Source organism: Hydrogenophaga sp. (assembly GCF_030373225.1).
Taxonomy (GTDB): Bacteria; Pseudomonadota; Gammaproteobacteria; order Burkholderiales; family Burkholderiaceae_C; genus Hydrogenophaga.
Genome location: NZ_JAUCZG010000018.1, coordinates 1 through 16,617, shown reverse-complemented (window position 1 = coordinate 16,617; position 16,617 = coordinate 1). Strand labels below are relative to the sequence as shown.

The 16,617-nt window shown below is 66.4% G+C and carries 20 protein-coding genes and 1 pseudogene; 10 read left to right on the top strand and 11 right to left on the bottom strand.

The genetic code is table 11. The annotated features are described in order from the left end of the window. Positions 1-31: 31 nt before the first annotated feature. From QUV35_RS11585 to QUV35_RS11575, 3 genes and pseudogenes are all read left to right on the top strand, one after another. The gene (locus tag QUV35_RS11585) at positions 32-799 is read left to right on the top strand and encodes a TlyA family RNA methyltransferase (RefSeq protein WP_300873893.1); all 768 of its coding nucleotides are present in this window, start codon (positions 32-34) and stop codon (positions 797-799) included. A gap of 42 nt (positions 800-841) precedes the next feature. Then, complete coding sequence (metF, locus tag QUV35_RS11580; RefSeq protein WP_300873891.1) at positions 842-1,672, top strand: methylenetetrahydrofolate reductase [NAD(P)H]; 831 nt, start codon at positions 842-844, stop codon at positions 1,670-1,672. 125 nt (positions 1,673-1,797) lie between these two features. Continuing rightward, a pseudogene (locus QUV35_RS11575) lies at positions 1,798-2,079 on the top strand (septal ring lytic transglycosylase RlpA family protein); the annotation flags it as partial. Between the two features lie 12 nt (positions 2,080-2,091). Here the strand turns inward: QUV35_RS11575 and QUV35_RS11570 are convergent. The 5 genes from QUV35_RS11570 to paaA are packed head-to-tail and all read right to left on the bottom strand — an operon-like array spanning position 2,092 to position 5,896. Further along, positions 2,092-3,204, bottom strand: a complete 1,113-nt coding sequence (locus QUV35_RS11570; protein WP_300873888.1) for a 2Fe-2S iron-sulfur cluster-binding protein — start codon at positions 3,202-3,204, stop codon at positions 2,092-2,094. A gap of 4 nt (positions 3,205-3,208) precedes the next feature. Further along, on the bottom strand, positions 3,209-3,733 hold the full coding sequence (gene paaD / locus QUV35_RS11565) for a 1,2-phenylacetyl-CoA epoxidase subunit PaaD (protein WP_300874031.1): 525 nt from the start codon (positions 3,731-3,733) through the stop codon (positions 3,209-3,211). Between the two features lie 8 nt (positions 3,734-3,741). Further along, the gene (paaC, locus tag QUV35_RS11560; protein WP_300873885.1) at positions 3,742-4,593 is read right to left on the bottom strand and encodes a 1,2-phenylacetyl-CoA epoxidase subunit PaaC; all 852 of its coding nucleotides are present in this window, start codon (positions 4,591-4,593) and stop codon (positions 3,742-3,744) included. Further along, positions 4,593-4,886, bottom strand: coding sequence for a 1,2-phenylacetyl-CoA epoxidase subunit PaaB (gene paaB / locus QUV35_RS11555; RefSeq protein ID WP_300873882.1), 294 nt, complete (start codon positions 4,884-4,886; stop codon positions 4,593-4,595). The genes paaC and paaB overlap by 1 nt, the downstream gene beginning before the upstream one ends. Then, positions 4,883-5,896 (bottom strand): 1,2-phenylacetyl-CoA epoxidase subunit PaaA, encoded by a 1,014-nt coding sequence (gene paaA, locus QUV35_RS11550; RefSeq protein ID WP_300873880.1) that lies wholly within the window; start codon positions 5,894-5,896, stop codon positions 4,883-4,885. The genes paaB and paaA overlap by 4 nt, the downstream gene beginning before the upstream one ends. 129 nt (positions 5,897-6,025) lie before the next feature. On the opposite strand from paaA, the gene QUV35_RS11545 reads away from it, so the two are divergent. Continuing rightward, positions 6,026-6,679, top strand: a complete 654-nt coding sequence (locus QUV35_RS11545; protein ID WP_300873876.1) for a CAP domain-containing protein — start codon at positions 6,026-6,028, stop codon at positions 6,677-6,679. 11 nt (positions 6,680-6,690) lie between these two features. Here the strand turns inward: QUV35_RS11545 and rlmJ are convergent, their stop codons facing one another. Further along, on the bottom strand, positions 6,691-7,608 hold the full coding sequence (gene rlmJ, locus QUV35_RS11540) for a 23S rRNA (adenine(2030)-N(6))-methyltransferase RlmJ (protein ID WP_300873873.1): 918 nt from the start codon (positions 7,606-7,608) through the stop codon (positions 6,691-6,693). A 206-nt stretch (positions 7,609-7,814) separates the two neighbouring features. On the opposite strand from rlmJ, the gene rplM reads away from it, so the two are divergent. From rplM to erpA, 5 genes are all read left to right on the top strand, one after another. Beyond that, positions 7,815-8,246: a 50S ribosomal protein L13 gene (gene rplM, locus QUV35_RS11535; RefSeq protein WP_056267763.1), complete on the top strand. Its 432-nt coding sequence runs from the start codon at positions 7,815-7,817 to the stop codon at positions 8,244-8,246. A 12-nt stretch (positions 8,247-8,258) separates the two neighbouring features. Then, positions 8,259-8,651 (top strand): 30S ribosomal protein S9, encoded by a 393-nt coding sequence (gene rpsI / locus QUV35_RS11530; protein WP_056267767.1) that lies wholly within the window; start codon positions 8,259-8,261, stop codon positions 8,649-8,651. Positions 8,652-8,752: 101 nt separating this feature from the next. Continuing rightward, positions 8,753-9,460 carry a DUF6776 family protein gene (locus QUV35_RS11525; protein ID WP_300873869.1) on the top strand — a complete coding sequence of 236 codons (708 nt, stop codon included), beginning with the start codon at positions 8,753-8,755 and terminating at the stop codon, positions 9,458-9,460. A 29-nt stretch (positions 9,461-9,489) separates the two neighbouring features. Further along, positions 9,490-9,888, top strand: coding sequence for a polymer-forming cytoskeletal protein (locus QUV35_RS11520; protein ID WP_300873867.1), 399 nt, complete (start codon positions 9,490-9,492; stop codon positions 9,886-9,888). A gap of 114 nt (positions 9,889-10,002) precedes the next feature. Then, entirely contained in the window at positions 10,003-10,368 is a 366-nt protein-coding gene (erpA, locus tag QUV35_RS11515; protein WP_300873864.1) for an iron-sulfur cluster insertion protein ErpA, read from the top strand. A 74-nt stretch (positions 10,369-10,442) separates the two neighbouring features. Here the strand turns inward: erpA and QUV35_RS11510 are convergent, their stop codons facing one another. Further along, on the bottom strand, positions 10,443-11,798 hold the full coding sequence (locus QUV35_RS11510; RefSeq protein ID WP_300873862.1) for a peptidoglycan DD-metalloendopeptidase family protein: 1,356 nt from the start codon (positions 11,796-11,798) through the stop codon (positions 10,443-10,445). A 200-nt stretch (positions 11,799-11,998) separates the two neighbouring features. On the opposite strand from QUV35_RS11510, the gene tyrS reads away from it, so the two are divergent. After that, a complete protein-coding gene (tyrS, locus tag QUV35_RS11505; RefSeq protein WP_300873860.1) occupies positions 11,999-13,261 on the top strand; it encodes a tyrosine--tRNA ligase in 1,263 nt (420 codons plus the stop codon). 11 nt (positions 13,262-13,272) lie between these two features. Here the strand turns inward: tyrS and QUV35_RS11500 are convergent, their stop codons facing one another. The 4 genes from QUV35_RS11500 to QUV35_RS11485 form a co-directional block, all read right to left on the bottom strand. After that, positions 13,273-13,953, bottom strand: coding sequence for an ankyrin repeat domain-containing protein (locus tag QUV35_RS11500; protein WP_300873857.1), 681 nt, complete (start codon positions 13,951-13,953; stop codon positions 13,273-13,275). Then, the gene (locus QUV35_RS11495; RefSeq protein WP_300873855.1) at positions 13,950-14,441 is read right to left on the bottom strand and encodes a heme-binding protein; all 492 of its coding nucleotides are present in this window, start codon (positions 14,439-14,441) and stop codon (positions 13,950-13,952) included. Before QUV35_RS11495 ends, QUV35_RS11500 begins: the two co-directional genes overlap by 4 nt. A 104-nt stretch (positions 14,442-14,545) precedes the next feature. After that, entirely contained in the window at positions 14,546-15,187 is a 642-nt protein-coding gene (locus QUV35_RS11490) for a response regulator (protein WP_300873853.1), read from the bottom strand. Continuing rightward, positions 15,184-16,617, bottom strand: a 1,434-nt coding sequence (locus QUV35_RS11485) for an ATP-binding protein (protein WP_300873851.1), incomplete at its 5' end; no start/stop codon positions are given. The genes QUV35_RS11485 and QUV35_RS11490, both read right to left, overlap by 4 nt.

The following is a 16,617-nucleotide window of genomic DNA, read 5'->3' as shown; positions in this document are numbered from 1 at the left end:
CGGGTTGGCGTTCATGGCATGGCCATTTCTGATGAGAGCCGATCAACTTCTGGTTGAACGTGGCCTGGCAGCGTCCAAGTCGCAAGCGCAGCGCCTGATTGCGTCGGGTGTGCGCTGGCGGCTGCTGCCGGGCGACTGGAAAACCGTCTCGAAAAACGGCGAAGAGCTGCGCGAGACGGTGGAGCTGCAGGCGGTGGACAACGCCGAGACGCGTTTTGTCTCGCGCGGCGGCCTCAAGCTCGACGGTGCGCTGCAAGGCGTGGGGTTCGACGTGCGCGGCCTGCGTTGCCTCGATGTGGGTCAGAGCAGCGGTGGTTTCACCGACTGCCTGCTGCAACGCGGCGCGCTGCAGGTGGTGGGCGTGGACGTCGGCCAGGGCCAGTTGCACCCGCGTCTGCGCAGCGATGCGCGGGTGGTGTGCATCGAGCGCTGCAACGCGCGCGATCTCACCCCCGAAGCGTTGACGGATGCCGGTGGCCCGTCCGCCGCCGCACCTTTTGACCTCATCGTGGGCGACCTGTCGTTCATCTCGCAGACGCTGGTGTGGCCCGCGCTCGTGCCCTTGCTCAAGGCGGGCGGGCACGTGCTCATGCTGGTCAAGCCGCAGTTCGAACTGCAGCCCGAGCAAATCGGCAAGGGTGGCCTGGTCAAGAGCGACGCGAGCTACCCGCTGGTGCGCGAGCGCATCGAGCAGGTGGTCAAGGACAGCGGCCTCGCGCTGCTGGACTATGTCGAAAGCACGATCACCGGGGGTGACGGCAACCGCGAATTTCTGGTGTTCGCCCGCCTGTCGGCCTGAGGCCGGTGGCGGTGTCGGACCCGCACATTTCTGGAGAACCCCATGGGCCTGCCCGTGAGTTTTGAATTCTTTCCGCCCAAGACACCGGAGGGCGTCGAGAAGCTGCGCGTGGTGCGCCAGCAGCTCTACCCCTTGAAGCCCGAGTTCTGCTCGGTCACTTACGGCGCCGGTGGTTCCACTCAGGAGGGCACCTTCAACACGGTGCGTGACATCCTGGCCGAGTCGGTGCCGGCGGCGTCGCATTTCTCGTGCATCGGCGCGACCAAAGACTCGGTGCGCGAACAGCTTGCCACGCTCAAGGGCATGGGTGTGAAGCGCCTGGTGGCGCTGCGCGGTGACCTGCCCAGCGGCTACGGCGCGGGCGGCGAGTTCCACCACGCCAGCGATCTGGTGACCTTCATCCGCGTCGAGACCGGCGACGACTTCCACATCGAGGTGGCGGCCTACCCCGAGGTGCACCCGCAGGCGAAGTCGCCCGAATCCGATCTGCAGGCCTACGTGACCAAGGTTCGCGCGGGGGCCGATTCGGCCATCACGCAGTACTTCTACAACAGCGACGCCTACTTCAGGTTTGTGGACGACGCGTACAAACTCGGCGCCGACGTGCCGGTGGTGCCCGGCATCATGCCCATCACCAGCTCCACGCAGCTCATGCGTTTCTCGGACGCCAGCGGTGCCGAGATACCGCGCTGGATCCGCCTGCGGCTGCAGGCCTTCGGCGACGACACCGCCTCCATCAAGGCCTTCGGCCTCGATGTGGTGACCGACCTGTGTGACCAGTTGCGCAACGGCGGCGTGCCGGCGCTGCACTTCTACACCATGAACCAGAGCGCAGCCACGCTGGAAATCACGAATCGGCTGCAGCTGGCATGAGTTTCAAGCCCGCGTTCATGGTCGCACTGGCCACCGCTCTTTGGCTCGGTGGTTGTGCAACGCGGTCACCTGAAGTGTCTGACACGGGTACCCACGGTGCGCCCCGGTCGGGCGAGCGAGAGATTGAACGCGGCGTGGCCTCCTGGTACGGCGAGCCCTTTCATGGCCGGCGCACCGCCAGCGGCGAGGTTTTCAACATGAACGACCTGACCGCTGCACACAAGACGCTGCCCTTCGGAACGCGTCTGCGGGTGCGCAACCTTGCCACGGGTCAGGAGGTGGCGGTCCGCATCAACGATCGAGGCCCACACGTCAAAGGGCGAGTGATCGATCTCAGCCGTGCGGCCGCGGCTTCGATCGGTCTCATCCGGTCCGGCACCGCGCCAGTGGTGCTGATCGCACGGTGAGGGCGACCGACTCTATCGTTCGTCGAAACTCACCACGAGCACTTCGCTCGTGGGGCGCGCCTGGCAGCTCAACACGAAACCCTTGTCGGTTTCCCAGGGCTCCAGCGTGAAGTTCTTGTCCATCGCCACCGAGCCTTCGACCACCTTGGCGCGGCAGGTGCAGCAAACGCCGCCGCGGCACGACCAGGGCAGGTCGAGACCGGCACTGAGGGCCACGTCGAGCACGCGCTCGTCGCGGTTCATGCGCAGCTCGTGCGGCTTGCCGTCGAGCAGGACGGTGAGCGCCACGTCGCCCTCGGTGCGCACGGCCGCGTCGGCGTGACCCAGCACCACCGCCTTGCGGGCTTCGGCCGGCAGGGCGTCGAGGGTGGGCGAGGTGAAACGTTCGGTGTGCAGGCGGTCGGCTCGAACGCCGGCTTCGAGCAGCGCCTGCTCGGTGGCTTCGATCATGGCCTCGGGCCCGCAAATGAAGACCTCGTCCATGCTGGCCACCGGCAGCAGCGTGGCGATGAGCGCGCGCACCTTGTCGCCGTCGATGCGGCCTTCCAGCAGCGGCACTTCCTGCGCCTGACGCGAGAGGATGTGGATCAGCGTGAGCCGGCCGGCGTGTCTGTCTTTCAGGTCCTGCAAGGCTTCGTTGAACATCACGCTGTCCATGCGGCGGTTGCCGTAGACCAGCGTGAACTTGGCATCGGGTGATTCTTCGAGGGTGCTGGCCATCAGCGAGAGGATGGGCGTGATGCCCGAGCCGGCCGCAAAGCCCACGCGGTGCAACGCGCGCGGCTTGTGCACGGTGAAGCGGCCGTCGGGCGGCATCACCTTGAGCGTGTCGCCCGCCTTCAGCTCGCTCGCGGCCCAGTTGGAAAACACCCCGCCTTCCACCGGCCGGATCCCCAGGGTGAGCTCGCCCTGGTGTGTGAGCAGGCTGCGCGGGCTGCTGATGGAATAGCTGCGCCGCACGTCCTGCCCGGCGATGGTCGCCCGCACGGTGAGGAACTGACCCGGCTCGAACGCAAACGCCGCGCGCTGCTCGGGCGGGACGGCCAGGGTGATGGCCACCGCGCCCGCAGCTTCGGGGCTGATGCGTGCGATGGGCAGCTCGTGGAAGCGGGGTGCGGTGCTCATGGCATCAATAGGGTTTGAAGTAGTCGAAGGGTTCGAGGCAACTCAGGCAGCGGTACATCGCCTTGCACGCGGTGGAGCCGAAAGGTGAGGTCTCGGTGGTGTGGGTCGAGCCGCACTGCGGGCAAGGCACCGGCTCGCGTGGCAGGGCCTGGCGCGAAAACTTCAGCACCTTGCTGTCCTCGTTCGCGCTGCTGCCGCATTGCGGCGGCGCGATGCCGTAGGCGCGCAGTTTCTCGCGCGCGGCCGCGCTCATCCAGTCGGTGGTCCACGCCGGGGCCAGTTGTGTGACCACGCGCGCGGCAATGCCGGCGCTGGCCAGTGCGGCGCGCACATCGTCTTCGATCTGTCCCATCGCCGGGCAGCCGCTGTAGGTGGGCGTGATCACCACCTCGGGCGTGCCGTCGGAGCCCGTGCGCACCCCCCTCAGGATGCCGAGTTCGCTCAGGCTGATCACTGGAATCTCGGGGTCGCTCAGGTCGGCAATGGCAGCCAGGATGGCTGCGTGGTCCTCGATGGTGGCCACCGTCATGGTGCTGCTCACCACACCGCTTGCGGATGCGCGCGCGCCAGGCTCTGCATGTCGGCCAGCAGAAAACCCATGTGCTCCGAATGCACGCCCAGCTTGCCTTGCGGCACATAACCCCGCACCGCCGGGCGCTGGAGCGTGGCTTCCTGCAAGGTTTCGTCCACCAGCGCGTCCCAGCCGGCCTGCAGCGCGGGCACGTCGGCGCCGGTGCCGGCCTGCACCGCCTGCGTCTCGGCGTCGCTGCCGATCCAGAACTCCTGGCAATAGGGCATCAGGTGGTTGAGCGCGGCCTGCGCACGCGCGTGCGACTCGTCGGTGCCGTCACCGAAGCGCACCAGCCAGTCGCTGGCGTGGCGCAGGTGGTAGCGCACTTCCTTCAAGGACTTGGCGGCGATCGCGGCCAGGTGCGCGTCGGCCGAGGTTTGCAGCCGGTCCCACACCAGCACCATGAGCGCGCTGTAGAGGAAATTGCGGGTGATGGTGGTGGCGTAGTCGCGGTCGCCCGAGGCGGTGGCGGCCAGCGGGCCGCTGTGGGGCAACTCCAGCAGCGTGAAGTTGCGGAACTCGGCGGTGTCGCGAAAGTACGCCAGCGTGTCCTCGGTCACGCGGCCTTCGGTGCGCGCGCCCTGCAGGTGCTGGAAGCGTTGTGAGAGCGGGGCGTCGTCGTTGATGAGCGCGGCGGCATGCTGGTAGAGCATGCGGGCCTGGCCGAGCAGGTCGAGGCTGTTGTTGGCCAGGGCCAGGTCTTCTTCAAGGACCGGGCCGTGCCCGCACCACTCGGCGTTGCGCTGGCCCAGCACCAGGGCGTTGTCGGCCAGGTGCAGCAGGTAGTCCACCGGCGCGTGGGTAGGAGCCGAGACCATCACATGTGCCCCACTTTGTCGGGGATCTCGTAGAAGGTCGGGTGGCGGTACACCTTGTCGGCCGCAGGGTCGAAGAAGCTGTCCTTGCTGTCGGGCTCGCTGGCCGCAATGCTGTTGGACGGCACGACCCAGATGCTCACGCCTTCCTGGCGGCGCGTGTAGACATCGCGCGCCATCTGCAGCGCGTGGGGCGCGTCACTGGCGTGCAGGCTGCCGCAGTGCTTGTGCTCCAGGCCCTGCTTGCTGCGCACGAAAACTTCCCACAGGGGCCATTCCTTGAGCGCCGTGTTCATGCTGCCTCCTTCATGGCGCGTGCCTGTTGTCTGGCCGCATGCGCAAGCGCTGCATCGCGGACCCAGGCACCGTCGTTCCAGGCTTTGACGCGGGTGGCCAGGCGTTCCTTGTTGCAAGGGCCGTCGCCATTGACCACGGCCCAGAACTCGTCCCAGTCGATCTGGCCGTGGTCATGATGGCCGCGGGCCTCGTTCCATTTCAGGTCGGGGTCGGGCAGGGTCACGCCCAGCACCTCGGCCTGCGGCACGGTCGCGTCCACGAACTTCTGCCGCAGGTCGTCGTTGCTGATGCGCTTGATGCCCCAGCGCATGCCCTGCACGCTGTTGGGGCTGTCGGCGTCGGGCGGGCCGAACATGGCCAGGCATTTCCACCACCAGCGGTTCACCGCGTCCTGCACCATGGCCTTTTGCTCCTCGGTGCCCTGCATCATGGTCAGCAGCGCCTCGTAGCCCTGGCGCTGGTGGAAGCTCTCCTCCTTGCAGACGCGGATCATCGCGCGTGCATAAGGGCCGAAGCTGCATCGGCACAGCGGGATCTGGTTCATGATCGCCGCGCCATCGACGAGCCAGCCGACCACGCCGACATCGGCCCAGGTCAGCGTGGGGTAGTTGAAGATGGAGCTGTACTTGGCCTTGCCCGAGTGCAGCGCCTCGAACATCTGGTCGCGGCTGGTGCCCAGGGTCTCGGCGGCGCTGTACAGATACAGGCCGTGACCACCTTCGTCCTGCACCTTGGCCACCAGAATGGCCTTGCGCTTGAGACTGGGCGCGCGCGAGATCCAGTTGCCTTCGGGCAGCATGCCCACGATCTCGCTGTGCGCGTGCTGGCTGATCTGGCGCACCAGCGTCTTGCGGTAGGCATCGGGCATCCAGTCGCGCGGCTCGATCTTGCCGTCGGCATCGACCACCGCGTCAAAGTGGGCTTGCAAGGCGGCGTCGTGGGGCACCGCTTTCAGCGGCGTGCCGGGCTTGGCGTCGGCGTCGGGAACGTTGAACGACTGGGTGTACATGCGCGTCTCCTGCGCCGCTGGCCGGGCGCGTGGATCGCAGTATATCCAGTTAGCCGACCGAGCGGTCGGTGAATTTCGCGGCTACATCCGCTTACGCCGGATCGGCCACCCGCCCTTACAGTGCGCGTCATGCACACACACCCATCCACCCCGCACCGTTTCCGTCTGACCACCGTGCGTTGTTCGACCCTTCTGGGCCTGGCGCTGTGCCTGACGGCCTGCGGCGGTGGCGGCGATGACGAACCCTATGCTGCCTCGCCGGCCACCGTGGGATCGGCACCCGTCAGCGCCGTGGGCACATCACCGGCCACCGGCGGTGCAGCGGCGCTGGTGGCCCTGGATGCGAGCACGTCCTGTGGCCAGGCGAACTTTCGCGCCGAGTTGTTGCAGCAGGTCAATGCGGCACGCGCCCAGTCGCGCACATGTGGGAGCAGCACCCTGCCCGCCGCGGGCGCACTGGCCTGGAACGATCGGCTGTTCTCGGCCGCCGCGCGCCACTCTCGCGACATGGCGGTCAACAACCACTTCTCGCACACCAGCCTGGACGGGCGAACGTTTTCCCGCCGCATCACCGACGAAGGCTACGCGTGGTCCCGGGCGGGCGAAAACATCGCGGCCGGTCAGTCGAGCGTGTCGGATGTGGTGTCGGGCTGGCTGGCCAGCCCGGGCCACTGCGCGAACATCATGCGCGCCGAGTTCCGCGACGTGGCGGTGAGCTGTGTCTCGCAGGCCGGGAGCAGCTACGGCCGCTACTGGACCATGTCGCTGGCCCGGCCGATCTGAGTCCGGGCGGCTCAGCCGCCCGCTTCGAGTGCCTGCGACTTGCCCCGACCGCGACCCAGGTGGGTCAGCAGCTGTGGCAAGGCCACCTGCAGCACGGCCTTGAGCGTGTGCGGTGGGTTGATGACAAACATGCCGCTGGCGGTCAGGCCTGGCCGGTCGTCCGGGCCGTGCGTCGGGTCCTGGCCGATGGCCAGCGTGGCGTTGAGCCAGGGCTTCTGCGCCTGGTTGGCCAGCGTCTTGAGGCGGCGCGGCAGGTCGTGCGCTTCGGGCCGGGGAATCACCGGGTACCAGACGATGTAGGTGCCGGTCGGAAAGCGCTTGATCGCCTCTTGTATGCAGGCACTCACTTTTCCGTAGTCGCTCTTGATTTCGTAGCTCGGGTCGATCAGCACCACGGCGCGCTTGGAGCCGGTGGCCGAGGGCGGCGGTGGCAGCAGCGGGCGCAGACCTTCGAAACCGTCTTCGCGCGCCACCGCGATCTGTCGCCCGGCGTCGAGCTGGGCGATGTTGGCGGCGAGTGTCTTGCTGTCGGTGGGGTGCAGTTCGAACAGCTTGAGCCGGTCGCGCGACTCGGTGCGCATGAGCTGCTGCATGACAAACGGTGAACCGGGATAGACACGCAGGGCACCCGACGGGTTGAAGCCCGCAATGATGTCGAGGTAGTCGTCGATCGCGGGTGACACGTCCCTGGCCGGCGGCTGGTCGGCCGCCCTCAGGGCCCCCATCAGCTTGACGACGCCGTCCTTGGCCTCGCCCCCGGTCTCGGTGTAGTCGCCATCCAGGCGGTACAGGCCGGCGCCGGCATGCGTGTCGATCAGGGTGATGCCGGCCTCTTTCTGCATCAGGTGACGCAGCGTGGCGATGAGGATGGTGTGCTTGAGCACGTCGGCGTGGTTGCCGGCGTGAAAGGCGTGTCGGTAGCTGAACATGCACGGATGGTAGCCGTTTGGCCACATCCTCTGGCCCCCGGTCACGATGGATTTCCCAGGCGAGCCGCGAATTTCGTACAATCGAGGGCTTCGCAGCGAACTGCTGGCTCCGCGGCGAAGCATCCAGACCCCACCTAAGAGCGTTCCGTCAGAGAACGACCGACCGTGGAAAAGAGCCGCCAAACCACCTCTTCAAGAGAAAACTCATGACCAAAACGTTCAGCGCAAAACCCGCTGACGTGACGCACGAGTGGTTTGTGATTGACGCGACCGACAAGGTCCTCGGACGAGTAGCCAGTGAAGTTGCTCTCCGTTTGCGCGGCAAACACAAGGCCATTTATACGCCTCACGTCGATACCGGTGACTTCATCGTCATCATCAACGCAGCCAAGATCCGCGTCACGGGCAACAAGGCCCTCGACAAGGTGTACTACCGTCATTCGGGTTACCCCGGCGGTATCTATGGCACCAACTTCCGCGACATGCAGGCCAAGCACCCTGGCCGCGCACTCGAAAAGGCTGTCAAGGGCATGTTGCCCAAGGGCCCGCTCGGTTACGCCATGATCAAGAAGCTCAAGGTGTATGGCGGTGCAGAGCACCCGCACACCGCCCAACAGCCGCAAGTGCTGGAACTCTAAAGGAGCCTTGAGATGATTGGTGAATGGAACAATGGAACCGGCCGTCGCAAATCCAGCGTCGCCCGCGTTTTCCTGAAAAAAGGCAGCGGCCACATCACGGTCAATGGCAAGGACATTCAGGCCTACTTCGGCCGCGAAACCTCCATCATGATCGCCAAGCAGCCCCTGCTGCTGACCAACCACGCCGAAACGTTCGACATCCAGGTCAACGTGCACGGCGGCGGCGAGTCGGGTCAGGCCGGCGCTGTGCGTCACGGCATCACCCGTGCCCTGATCGACTACGACGCCACGCTCAAGCCGGGTCTGTCGCAAGCGGGCTTCGTCACGCGCGACGCACGCGAAGTCGAACGGAAAAAAGTCGGTCTGCGCTCTGCGCGACGCCGCAAGCAGTTCAGCAAACGCTGATCCGTCTGGCCTCAACTGCAAAAGCCGCCTTCAAGTCGAACTTGGGGCGGTTTTTGCTTTCAGGGCCCAGGTTGCGTTTGCTTTCACTTTGAAAGGTTTGCATGCGGTTTCGGCTTCTGCGCAGAAAACTCACCGTCAGCGCGCCGCGCATGTCGGTGCGCAGTGCGTTGCCGTGGCCGTTCCGCTGGCTGCTGGGAGCGGTGGTGCTCGGCTTCTCGGGGTCGCTGGCCATGTGGGCTTTCGAGTTCGGTCGCGACATCGCGGGGCTTGATCGGGAGTCCAAGCAGGAGTTGAACCGCTTGCGCGGTGATGTGGCGGCCTTGCGCGCGGATCTGCTGGTTGCCCAGTCCATTGCCAACACCTCGGAGAGCCTGCTCACCACCGAGCGCAGTGCGCAGGAGCAACTGGCGCTGCGCATCCGTCAGCTCGAGGCCGACAACGAAGCCTTGCGCAGCGACCTCGGATTCTTCGAACGCCTGATCCCGGGCAACGACAGTGGGGCCCTCGCCATCCGCGGCCTGCAGGCCGAGCGCGTGTCCGACACGCAGTGGCGCTGGCAGGCACTGATGATGCAGGCAACCAAGAACGCGCCCGATTTCAAAGGTGCGCTGGAGATCACCTTCTCCGGCACCCTGAGCGGCATGCCCTGGTCGCTTGCGCACGCACCTGCGCCCCAGTCGGTGCTCATCAAGGGCTATCTGCGAATGGAAGGCATGGTCGAGGTGCCGGCGCAGGCCATGGTAAAAAACGTGACGGCCAGGATCCTGCAAGGGAACTCGGTGCGATCGGTACAAACATTCCAGCTGTGACAGCAGCGATCCGTCGTTTGGAGAATCCCATGTTCGGAAAAAAGAAGCAGCCACCGATCAAGAGCCTGATTGCACAAGGCACCCGCATCGAAGGCAATGTCCTGTTTCATGATGGTCTGCGCGTTGACGGTGAGGTCGTGGGCGACATCCGCGCCAGCGACGAGCAGTCCAGCATTCTGGTGATCAGCGAGGTGGCGTCGGTGACCGGCCAGATCCTGGCCGACCATGTGATCATCAACGGCCATGTCAAAGGTCCGGTGCAGGCGTTCGAGTTGCTGGAGTTGCAGCCCAAGGCGCGCATCGAAGGCGACGTGTCGTACAAGTCGCTGGAAATGCACCAGGGCGCCACCATCGCCGGCCAGCTCAAACCCATGGGCGCGGAGGCGGAAGACAAACCCACACTGAAACTGGCGTCAAACAACGGCTGAGCACAATCCCGAGCGATTTGATTTAGTATCTTCAGACGTTCCGGGCGCTAGCTGCGCACCGCCCTTTTTTCTGTGGACCTGACCCAGGGCCACACCACCCCCGAGAGGTACTCCATGAGTGCAGTGGCAGAAAACATCCAGACCGACATGCCGGCCCCGCTGGTGTTCACCGACAGCGCTGCGGCCAAAGTCGCCGAGCTGGTGGCCGAAGAAGGCAACCCCGAGCTCAAGCTGCGCGTGTTTGTGCAGGGCGGTGGATGCTCTGGTTTCCAGTACGGCTTCACGTTCGACGAAGTGGTCAACGAAGACGACACCACCATGTCCAAGAACGGCGTGTCGCTGTTGATCGACGCCATGAGTTACCAGTACCTGGTGGGCGCGGAGATCGACTACAAGGAAGACCTGGAAGGTGCACAGTTCGTGATCAAGAACCCCAACGCCAACAGCACCTGCGGTTGCGGCTCGAGCTTCAGCGTCTGATTCGCAGCGTCTGCTCGCAAGCAGCAAAAAGGGGAGCTTGAAGCTCCCCTTTTTTTCGCCTGCGCGGGCCGAGGTTATTCGGCGCTGGCCTGCTGGACGCTCGCCGCCGCGTTGAGTTGAACCCGCTGCAACTGTGCAACCGCATCGAAGCGGGCTCGGGCAGCAGGGTTGATCGGGATGGATTCGCTCTGGCGCGCCACAGCCAGCGGGTCCTTGTGGACTCCGTTGTCGCGGAACTCGAAATGCAGGTGCGGCCCGGTGGAGGCACCGGTGGAGCCGACGGCACCGATCAGATCGCCCTGGTCGACGCGTTGACCGTTGCGCACGCCGATGCGGCTCAGGTGGGCGTAGACCGTGGTCTGGTTGCTGCGGTGGCGGATGTAGATCACGTTGCCATAACCACGCTGCACGCCGGCGAACTCGACCACGCCGTCGCCGACCGTGCGCACGGGCGTGCCGGTGGGGGCTGCGTAGTCAACGCCCAGGTGGGCCTTGCGGGTGCCGGAGATGGGGTGAAAGCGCATGCCGTAGCCGCTGCTCACCCGGGAGAATTCCAGCGGCGAAGACAGGTAGAACTTGCGTGAACTCTCGCCGTTGAAGCCGTAGTAGGCGCCACGCTGGCCGGGTTCTTCGAACCACACAGCCTCATGCTTGCGGCCGTTGTTGACGAACTCGGCACTGAGCACACGGCCGGTGCGCATGGTCTCACCGTCGGCCTCGAGGCTTTCATAGACCACGCTGAAGCGGTCGCCCTGACGCAAATCGCGGCGGAAGTCGATGTCGCCGGAGAACATTTCAGCCACCTGAACCGCGACCGGGTCGGGGATATCGGCCGCTTCGGTGGCGGCGAAGAGAGAACTGCGGATGACGCCACTGGCCAGCCGGGCCGATGCGGTGAGTTCACCGGTTTCCAGTCGGGAAGTGAATCCGCCGGAACCGTTCTCGATCACGAGGCGGGTGAACTGGCGGTCGTCACCGGTGACCCAGCGCGAGGTCAGGCGTTGCAACTCCTGGCGGTCGTTGGTTTCCACGCTCACCACCCGACCGCCCCGGGCCTGCAGCAGTTGCCGGGCGGTGGCGTCGGCGCGCAGGAAACCCTGCGCTTCGGAGTCGACCACGCCCAGGCGCTGGAGCAGGCTCTGGGCGGTGTCGTCGCGGCGCGTCACATCGCTGCGGAACAGCACGAAATCGTTGGATGTGGCCGTGAGCACGTCGGGAATGGCCACCAACGGGGCGTCGAGGCTCTCGACGACCTGGCGCACCGGAAGGTCGGCGGCGTCGGGTGCCAGTGGCGCAATGCCGAAAGCCGTGACACCCGTGCCCAGCAACAGCGCGCCGATGCCGCCCGTGATGCGGCGGGGGTGCCTGGCAAGGCTTTGGCGTGCGGCGTCGGCGACCTGGGTCAGCGAATGGAGCAGTGGGCGGATCAAAATCGGTGTTTCCTGAAGGCGTGACCAACGGTCTGTTGGATGAGACACACAGGCTGACGAGCCCAGGCGGAACAAGTTCACGTCAAATGCACTTGGGTGATGAACCGGATTCCGAACTTGCAAAAAGCGCGCCAACTAAAATCCGCCATCGGGCGCGAAGTATATCGACCCCCATGTAGCCCGCACCTGAGAAAACGCTTATGAATCACGCCAGCCAGGCAGCACAAAGTACTCACCGCAACGATCTGTTGGACGCCGCACTGACAGACGGTGTCCAGCATGCCTTGAACGTGACCCTTCGGGGGTGCGAAGAATTGATCCCCCAGGCCGACTGGGTCAAAAAATTGTCACAGTCTGAGAAGAGCGGGCGTCCGCTGCGCATCAAGCTGGGGCTGGACCCCACCGCGCCCGACATCCACATCGGGCACACGGTGGTGCTCAACAAGATGCGCCAGTTGCAGGACCTGGGGCACGAGGTGATCTTTCTCATCGGCGACTTCACCAGCCTGATCGGTGATCCGTCCGGGCGCAACAACACGCGCCCGCCGCTGACCACCGAGCAGATCCAGTCCAACGCCGAGACCTACTACAAGCAGGCCAGCCTGGTGCTGGACCCGGCGCGCACCGAGATCCGTTACAACAGCGAATGGAGCCTGCCGCTGGGCTCGATGGGCATGATCCAGCTCGCAGCCAGGTACACGGTGGCGCGCATGATGGAGCGCAACGATTTCCATGATCGTTTCAAGGCGGGAACGCCGATCAGCGTGCACGAGTTTCTGTATCCGCTGATGCAGGGTTACGACTCGGTGGCGCTCAAGAGCGACCTGGAGCTCGGCGGCACCGACCAGAAATTCAACCTGCTGATGGGCCGCCACCTGCAGACCGAGTACGGACAGGAGCCGCAGTGCATCCTGACGATGCCTTTGCTCGAAGGCCTGGACGGTGTGGACAAGATGTCCAAGAGCAAGAACAACTACATCGGCATCACCGAAGCGGCGAACTCGATGTTCGCGAAGGTGCTGAGCATTTCCGACACGCTGATGTGGCGCTGGTACACGCTGCTGTCGTTCCAGTCGCTGGCGCACATCGAAGCGTTGAAGCAGGCGACGGCCGAGGGAGCGAACCCGAAGGACGCCAAGGTGGCGCTGGCCAAGGAGATCACCGCCCGCTTCCACAGCAAGGCCGCCGCCGACGCGGCCGAGCAGGACTTCATCAACCGCAGCAAGGGCGGTGTGCCGGACGAGATTCCCGAGGTGTCCTTGTCGGGTGCGCCGATGGGCATCGGGTCGCTGCTGAAGTCATCGGGCCTGGCGCCTTCCACCAGCGAGGCCAACCGTTTGATCGAGGGCGGTGGTGTGCGGGTGGACGGTTCGGTCATCAGCGACAAGGGCTTGAAGCTGCCCGCCGGCACGTTTGTGGTGCAGGTGGGCAAGCGCAAGTTCGCCCGCGTTTCCCTGAGCTGACGCGGTTTCGCTCACTTCCCCCCGGCCACCTCGAGCATGCGAACCATCGCCGCGTAGCCGCGCGAGCGCGCCAGAGCGAGCGGCGTCTGACCATGCCGATCGGCCAGTTGCAGGTTGGCACCGGCATCGATCAGGGCCTTGAGCGTGGCCTGGTGGCGCGCGCCGCCATCGCCCAGCACCACGGCTTCGATCGCGGCGGTCCAGTGCAGGTTGTTCACATGGTCCAGCGGTGCACCGGCGGCGATGAGCTCGCGCACCACCCCGTCGTGACCGAGGTGGGCTGCGGCAATGAGGGCGGTGCCGTCATAGCGGCTGGTGACCTGTTTCGCGCTGGCGCCCAGTTGCAGCAACACGCGCAGCGTTTCCTCGTCGTCCGCCACCGATGCGATGGTCACTGCGTCGTAGCGGTCGTTCTCGAGCCGGTTGAGGTCCGCGCCCGCCTTGACCATCGCCCGGATCGCCTCCCGCTGTCGCGCGAAGGTCGCCACGTGCAGCGGTGTGCGGCCCTGTGCGTCGGTGGCATTCACCGCCGCACCGCTGGCCACCAGCCTCGCGATCCGGGCCGCATCGCCTCGGTGGGCCGCTGCGTGCAGCCCGTTGTAGGCCGCCGCCTCGGCCGCGCTGGGGGCGACCTGGGCTTGAGCCGCTGCACCAGCCAAAGCCAGTGCCAGGACCAACAGCCGTGTTTTCATTTCAACAACTCGGCAACCTTGGCAATGCCGGCGTTGGCGCACTGCTCGTCCAGATGACCTCCAGGCGCACCGCCCACGCCGACGGCGCCAATGACCTCGTTGCCCACCTTGACCGGCACGCCGCCGCCCAGCACCAGGAAACCCGGAATGTCCACCAGTGTCGCGGCGCCGGGATTCTTCTGCACGTTCTCCAGCATGGCAGCGGTGGTGTTGCGCGCCGAGGCCGAGGTGTAGGCCTTGCCCTGCGCAGCACCGACGGTGTGCGGGCCGGCGTTGTCGGCGCGCTGCAGCGCGCGCAGGCTGCCGGCGCGGTCCACCACCGCGGCGGTGACGTTGTAGCCGCTGGCACTGCACGAGGCGACCGTGGCCGCAGCGATCTGGTTGGCCAGCTCCAGCGACATGTTTTTCTCCACCCGCACGCTCTGTGCACTGGCGGCCGCTGAAATGAAGGAAAGGGCGAGGAGGGAAGTCTTTGCAACGAATGTCATGGTGTTCTCCGGGTGTGTGAAGCGGTTCGATCAACCGTGGGAGAACTGTAGGAATTCGCGTCGCCAACCGCCATTCGGACGGCTACGCGCGGCCGTCCGTAGAACTACGCAGGGCCGCGCGCGTCACCGTCATCGACCAGCGTCGCGTAGTGCCGGATGAGCTGCGCCAGCGACGGGGCCTGCAGTTTGGCAAAAAGATGCGCGCGGTGGGTCTCGACCGTGCGCGGCGAGAGGCCGAGCGCGCGCCCGATCTCCTTGTTGGTCAGGCCCTCGACGATCAGGCCGAGCACCTCGCGTTCGCGCTCGGAGAGCTGCGCGAAACGCTCACGGGCCACACGGTCGGTCTGGTGGCGCTGGCGCGAATGCACGTGCTGGCGCACTGCGTTCTGCAGGGCCTCGAGCAAGGCTTCGTCGTTCACCGGTTTTTCGAGGAACTCGGCCGCCCCGGCCTTGAAGGCTCGGCGGCACATCTCCACCGTGCCGTGACCGGTGAGCATGATCACCGGCTGGTCGACCCCCTGCCCGACCAGGGTGTCGAGCACGCTCAGACCGCTGATGCCGGGCATGCGCACGTCGAGCACGATGGCGCCGATGGCCTCGCGATCGAAGGTGTCCAGAAAGACGAGGGGATCGCTCCAGGGCTGCACACGCAGTCCCACGGTGCCGATCAGCAGGGCCAGGCCATCGCGCACCGCCTGGTCGTCGTCGATCAGGTGGATCGTGGGAGAGAGGGTGTCGGTGCTCATGACCCGGCTCCCGCCAGCGGGAGCTGCAGCCGGAACACGGCGCCGCCCTGGGTGGCGTTCGCCGCGCCGAGGGATCCGCCCATGCCGCTGGCCAGGGTTTCACACAGGCTCAGTCCGAGGCCCAGACCGCCTTCGCGGGTCGAGAAGAAGGGTTCGAACAGGCGCGGAAGCACGTCGGGGGGAATGCCCGGCCCGCTGTCGCAGACCGCCAGCTCGGCCCAGCTGTCGACCGCACGCAGCGTGATGGTGAGCCGGCGCTGGGCGGCGGGCACCCGTTCCAGCGCCTGCAGCGCATTGAGGATCAGGTTGTGCACGATCTGGTCGAGCGCCACCGGGTCGGCCATCGCGACGAGCGCGGGCGGGCCTTCGAGCGCGGGCGACACCTCGCGGCGCTGGCATTCGGGCTCCAGCAGGTAGAGCGCGCGCCGCACCGCCTCGGCCATGTCCACCGCCTGGCGCTGGTCACCGCTGTCGGGGCGCTCCACCGCGCGGCGCAGCCGGCCCACCACCTCGGCGGCGCGCCGTGCCTGGGCCGCGGCCTGCGCCATGGCGCCGCGCGCGGTGGCCAGTTCGGGCGGGTCGTCGTCGAGCAGGCGCTGCGCGGCCTGGGTGTTGGCCAGCACCGCGGTGAGCGGCTGGTTGAGTTCGTGGGCCATGCCGGCGGCGAGTTCGCCCAGCGTGTTGAGCCGTGCCACCTGGCCCAGGCGCAGCAGTTCTTCGGCCCGCCGGCGTGCCCGGCGCTGGCGCTGCAGGTGCTGCGCCGCCGACAGCAGCGCAGCCACCGCCAGTGTCCAGGCGCCCATGGGGCCCCAAGGCCACTGGCGCCAGCCGGCGGTTTGTGTGGCGACCACGTCAAACGGCTGGCTGTCGGCCGCCACCACCTTGACGAACTCGAAGCGCGAGCCGATGCCGCCGGGTGGCTGCCCGGGCTGCACGACATGGCGCTGGCCGGCGTGCACCAGTTCGACCCGCACCGCGCTCGTCGCCGCGTTCATGGGCCACTCCGTCCACGGCACCAGCGCCTGCAGGTCGATGGTCAGCGCGTAGCTGGCCGGGGAGGCCGCCAGCACCAGCCGGTAGCGGCCTTCGGGCAGGTCCAGCGGTGCGAGTTCGGCGCGACCGCTCCGGCGCGACAGCCGTTCGGCCTCGGCCAGCGCGTCGTCCGGCCACGGATTGGCAGCATCGCTGCGCTGCACCGAGAGGATGCGCGGGTAGAGGGCGGGCAGGCGTTGTTCGGGGGAGCCGGTGCCGGGGGATGGGGGCGCGGGCTGCAGCAGCGCCAGCGTGGCCAGTATCGCGTCGTGCTGCACCACCTGCTGGCTCAGCAGCCGGTGCACGATGCGCGCATCGGTTTCGAACAGCGCGCGCTGCCGGTCTAGCTGTGAAGCTTCAATAGGTTGTATCGGGTGTTCACCCGGATTGAGTCTGAG

Bases quoted from the DNA above. Each gene is read 5' to 3' on its own strand.
- erpA (WP_300873864.1), top strand. From the start codon at position 10,003: ATGAGTGCAGTGGCAGAAAACATCCAGACCGACATGCCGGCCCCGCTG.
- rlmJ (WP_300873873.1), bottom strand. From the start codon at position 7,608: ATGTTCAGCTACCGACACGCCTTTCACGCCGGCAACCACGCCGACGTG.
- paaC (WP_300873885.1), bottom strand. From the start codon at position 4,593: ATGGTCTCGGCTCCTACCCACGCGCCGGTGGACTACCTGCTGCACCTG.
- paaB (WP_300873882.1), bottom strand. From the start codon at position 4,886: ATGAACACGGCGCTCAAGGAATGGCCCCTGTGGGAAGTTTTCGTGCGC.
- QUV35_RS11495 (WP_300873855.1), bottom strand. From the start codon at position 14,441: ATGACATTCGTTGCAAAGACTTCCCTCCTCGCCCTTTCCTTCATTTCA.
- QUV35_RS11490 (WP_300873853.1), bottom strand. From the start codon at position 15,187: ATGAGCACCGACACCCTCTCTCCCACGATCCACCTGATCGACGACGAC.
- rpsI (WP_056267767.1), top strand. From the start codon at position 8,259: ATGATTGGTGAATGGAACAATGGAACCGGCCGTCGCAAATCCAGCGTC.
- paaD (WP_300874031.1), bottom strand. From the start codon at position 3,733: ATGACGGTGGCCACCATCGAGGACCACGCAGCCATCCTGGCTGCCATT.
- tyrS (WP_300873860.1), top strand. From the start codon at position 11,999: ATGAATCACGCCAGCCAGGCAGCACAAAGTACTCACCGCAACGATCTG.
- QUV35_RS11585 (WP_300873893.1), top strand. From the start codon at position 32: ATGAGAGCCGATCAACTTCTGGTTGAACGTGGCCTGGCAGCGTCCAAG.
- QUV35_RS11520 (WP_300873867.1), top strand. From the start codon at position 9,490: ATGTTCGGAAAAAAGAAGCAGCCACCGATCAAGAGCCTGATTGCACAA.
- paaA (WP_300873880.1), bottom strand. From the start codon at position 5,896: ATGTACACCCAGTCGTTCAACGTTCCCGACGCCGACGCCAAGCCCGGC.
- QUV35_RS11525 (WP_300873869.1), top strand. From the start codon at position 8,753: ATGCGGTTTCGGCTTCTGCGCAGAAAACTCACCGTCAGCGCGCCGCGC.
- QUV35_RS11545 (WP_300873876.1), top strand. From the start codon at position 6,026: ATGCACACACACCCATCCACCCCGCACCGTTTCCGTCTGACCACCGTG.
- metF (WP_300873891.1), top strand. From the start codon at position 842: ATGGGCCTGCCCGTGAGTTTTGAATTCTTTCCGCCCAAGACACCGGAG.
- QUV35_RS11570 (WP_300873888.1), bottom strand. From the start codon at position 3,204: ATGAGCACCGCACCCCGCTTCCACGAGCTGCCCATCGCACGCATCAGC.
- QUV35_RS11500 (WP_300873857.1), bottom strand. From the start codon at position 13,953: ATGAAAACACGGCTGTTGGTCCTGGCACTGGCTTTGGCTGGTGCAGCG.
- rplM (WP_056267763.1), top strand. From the start codon at position 7,815: ATGACCAAAACGTTCAGCGCAAAACCCGCTGACGTGACGCACGAGTGG.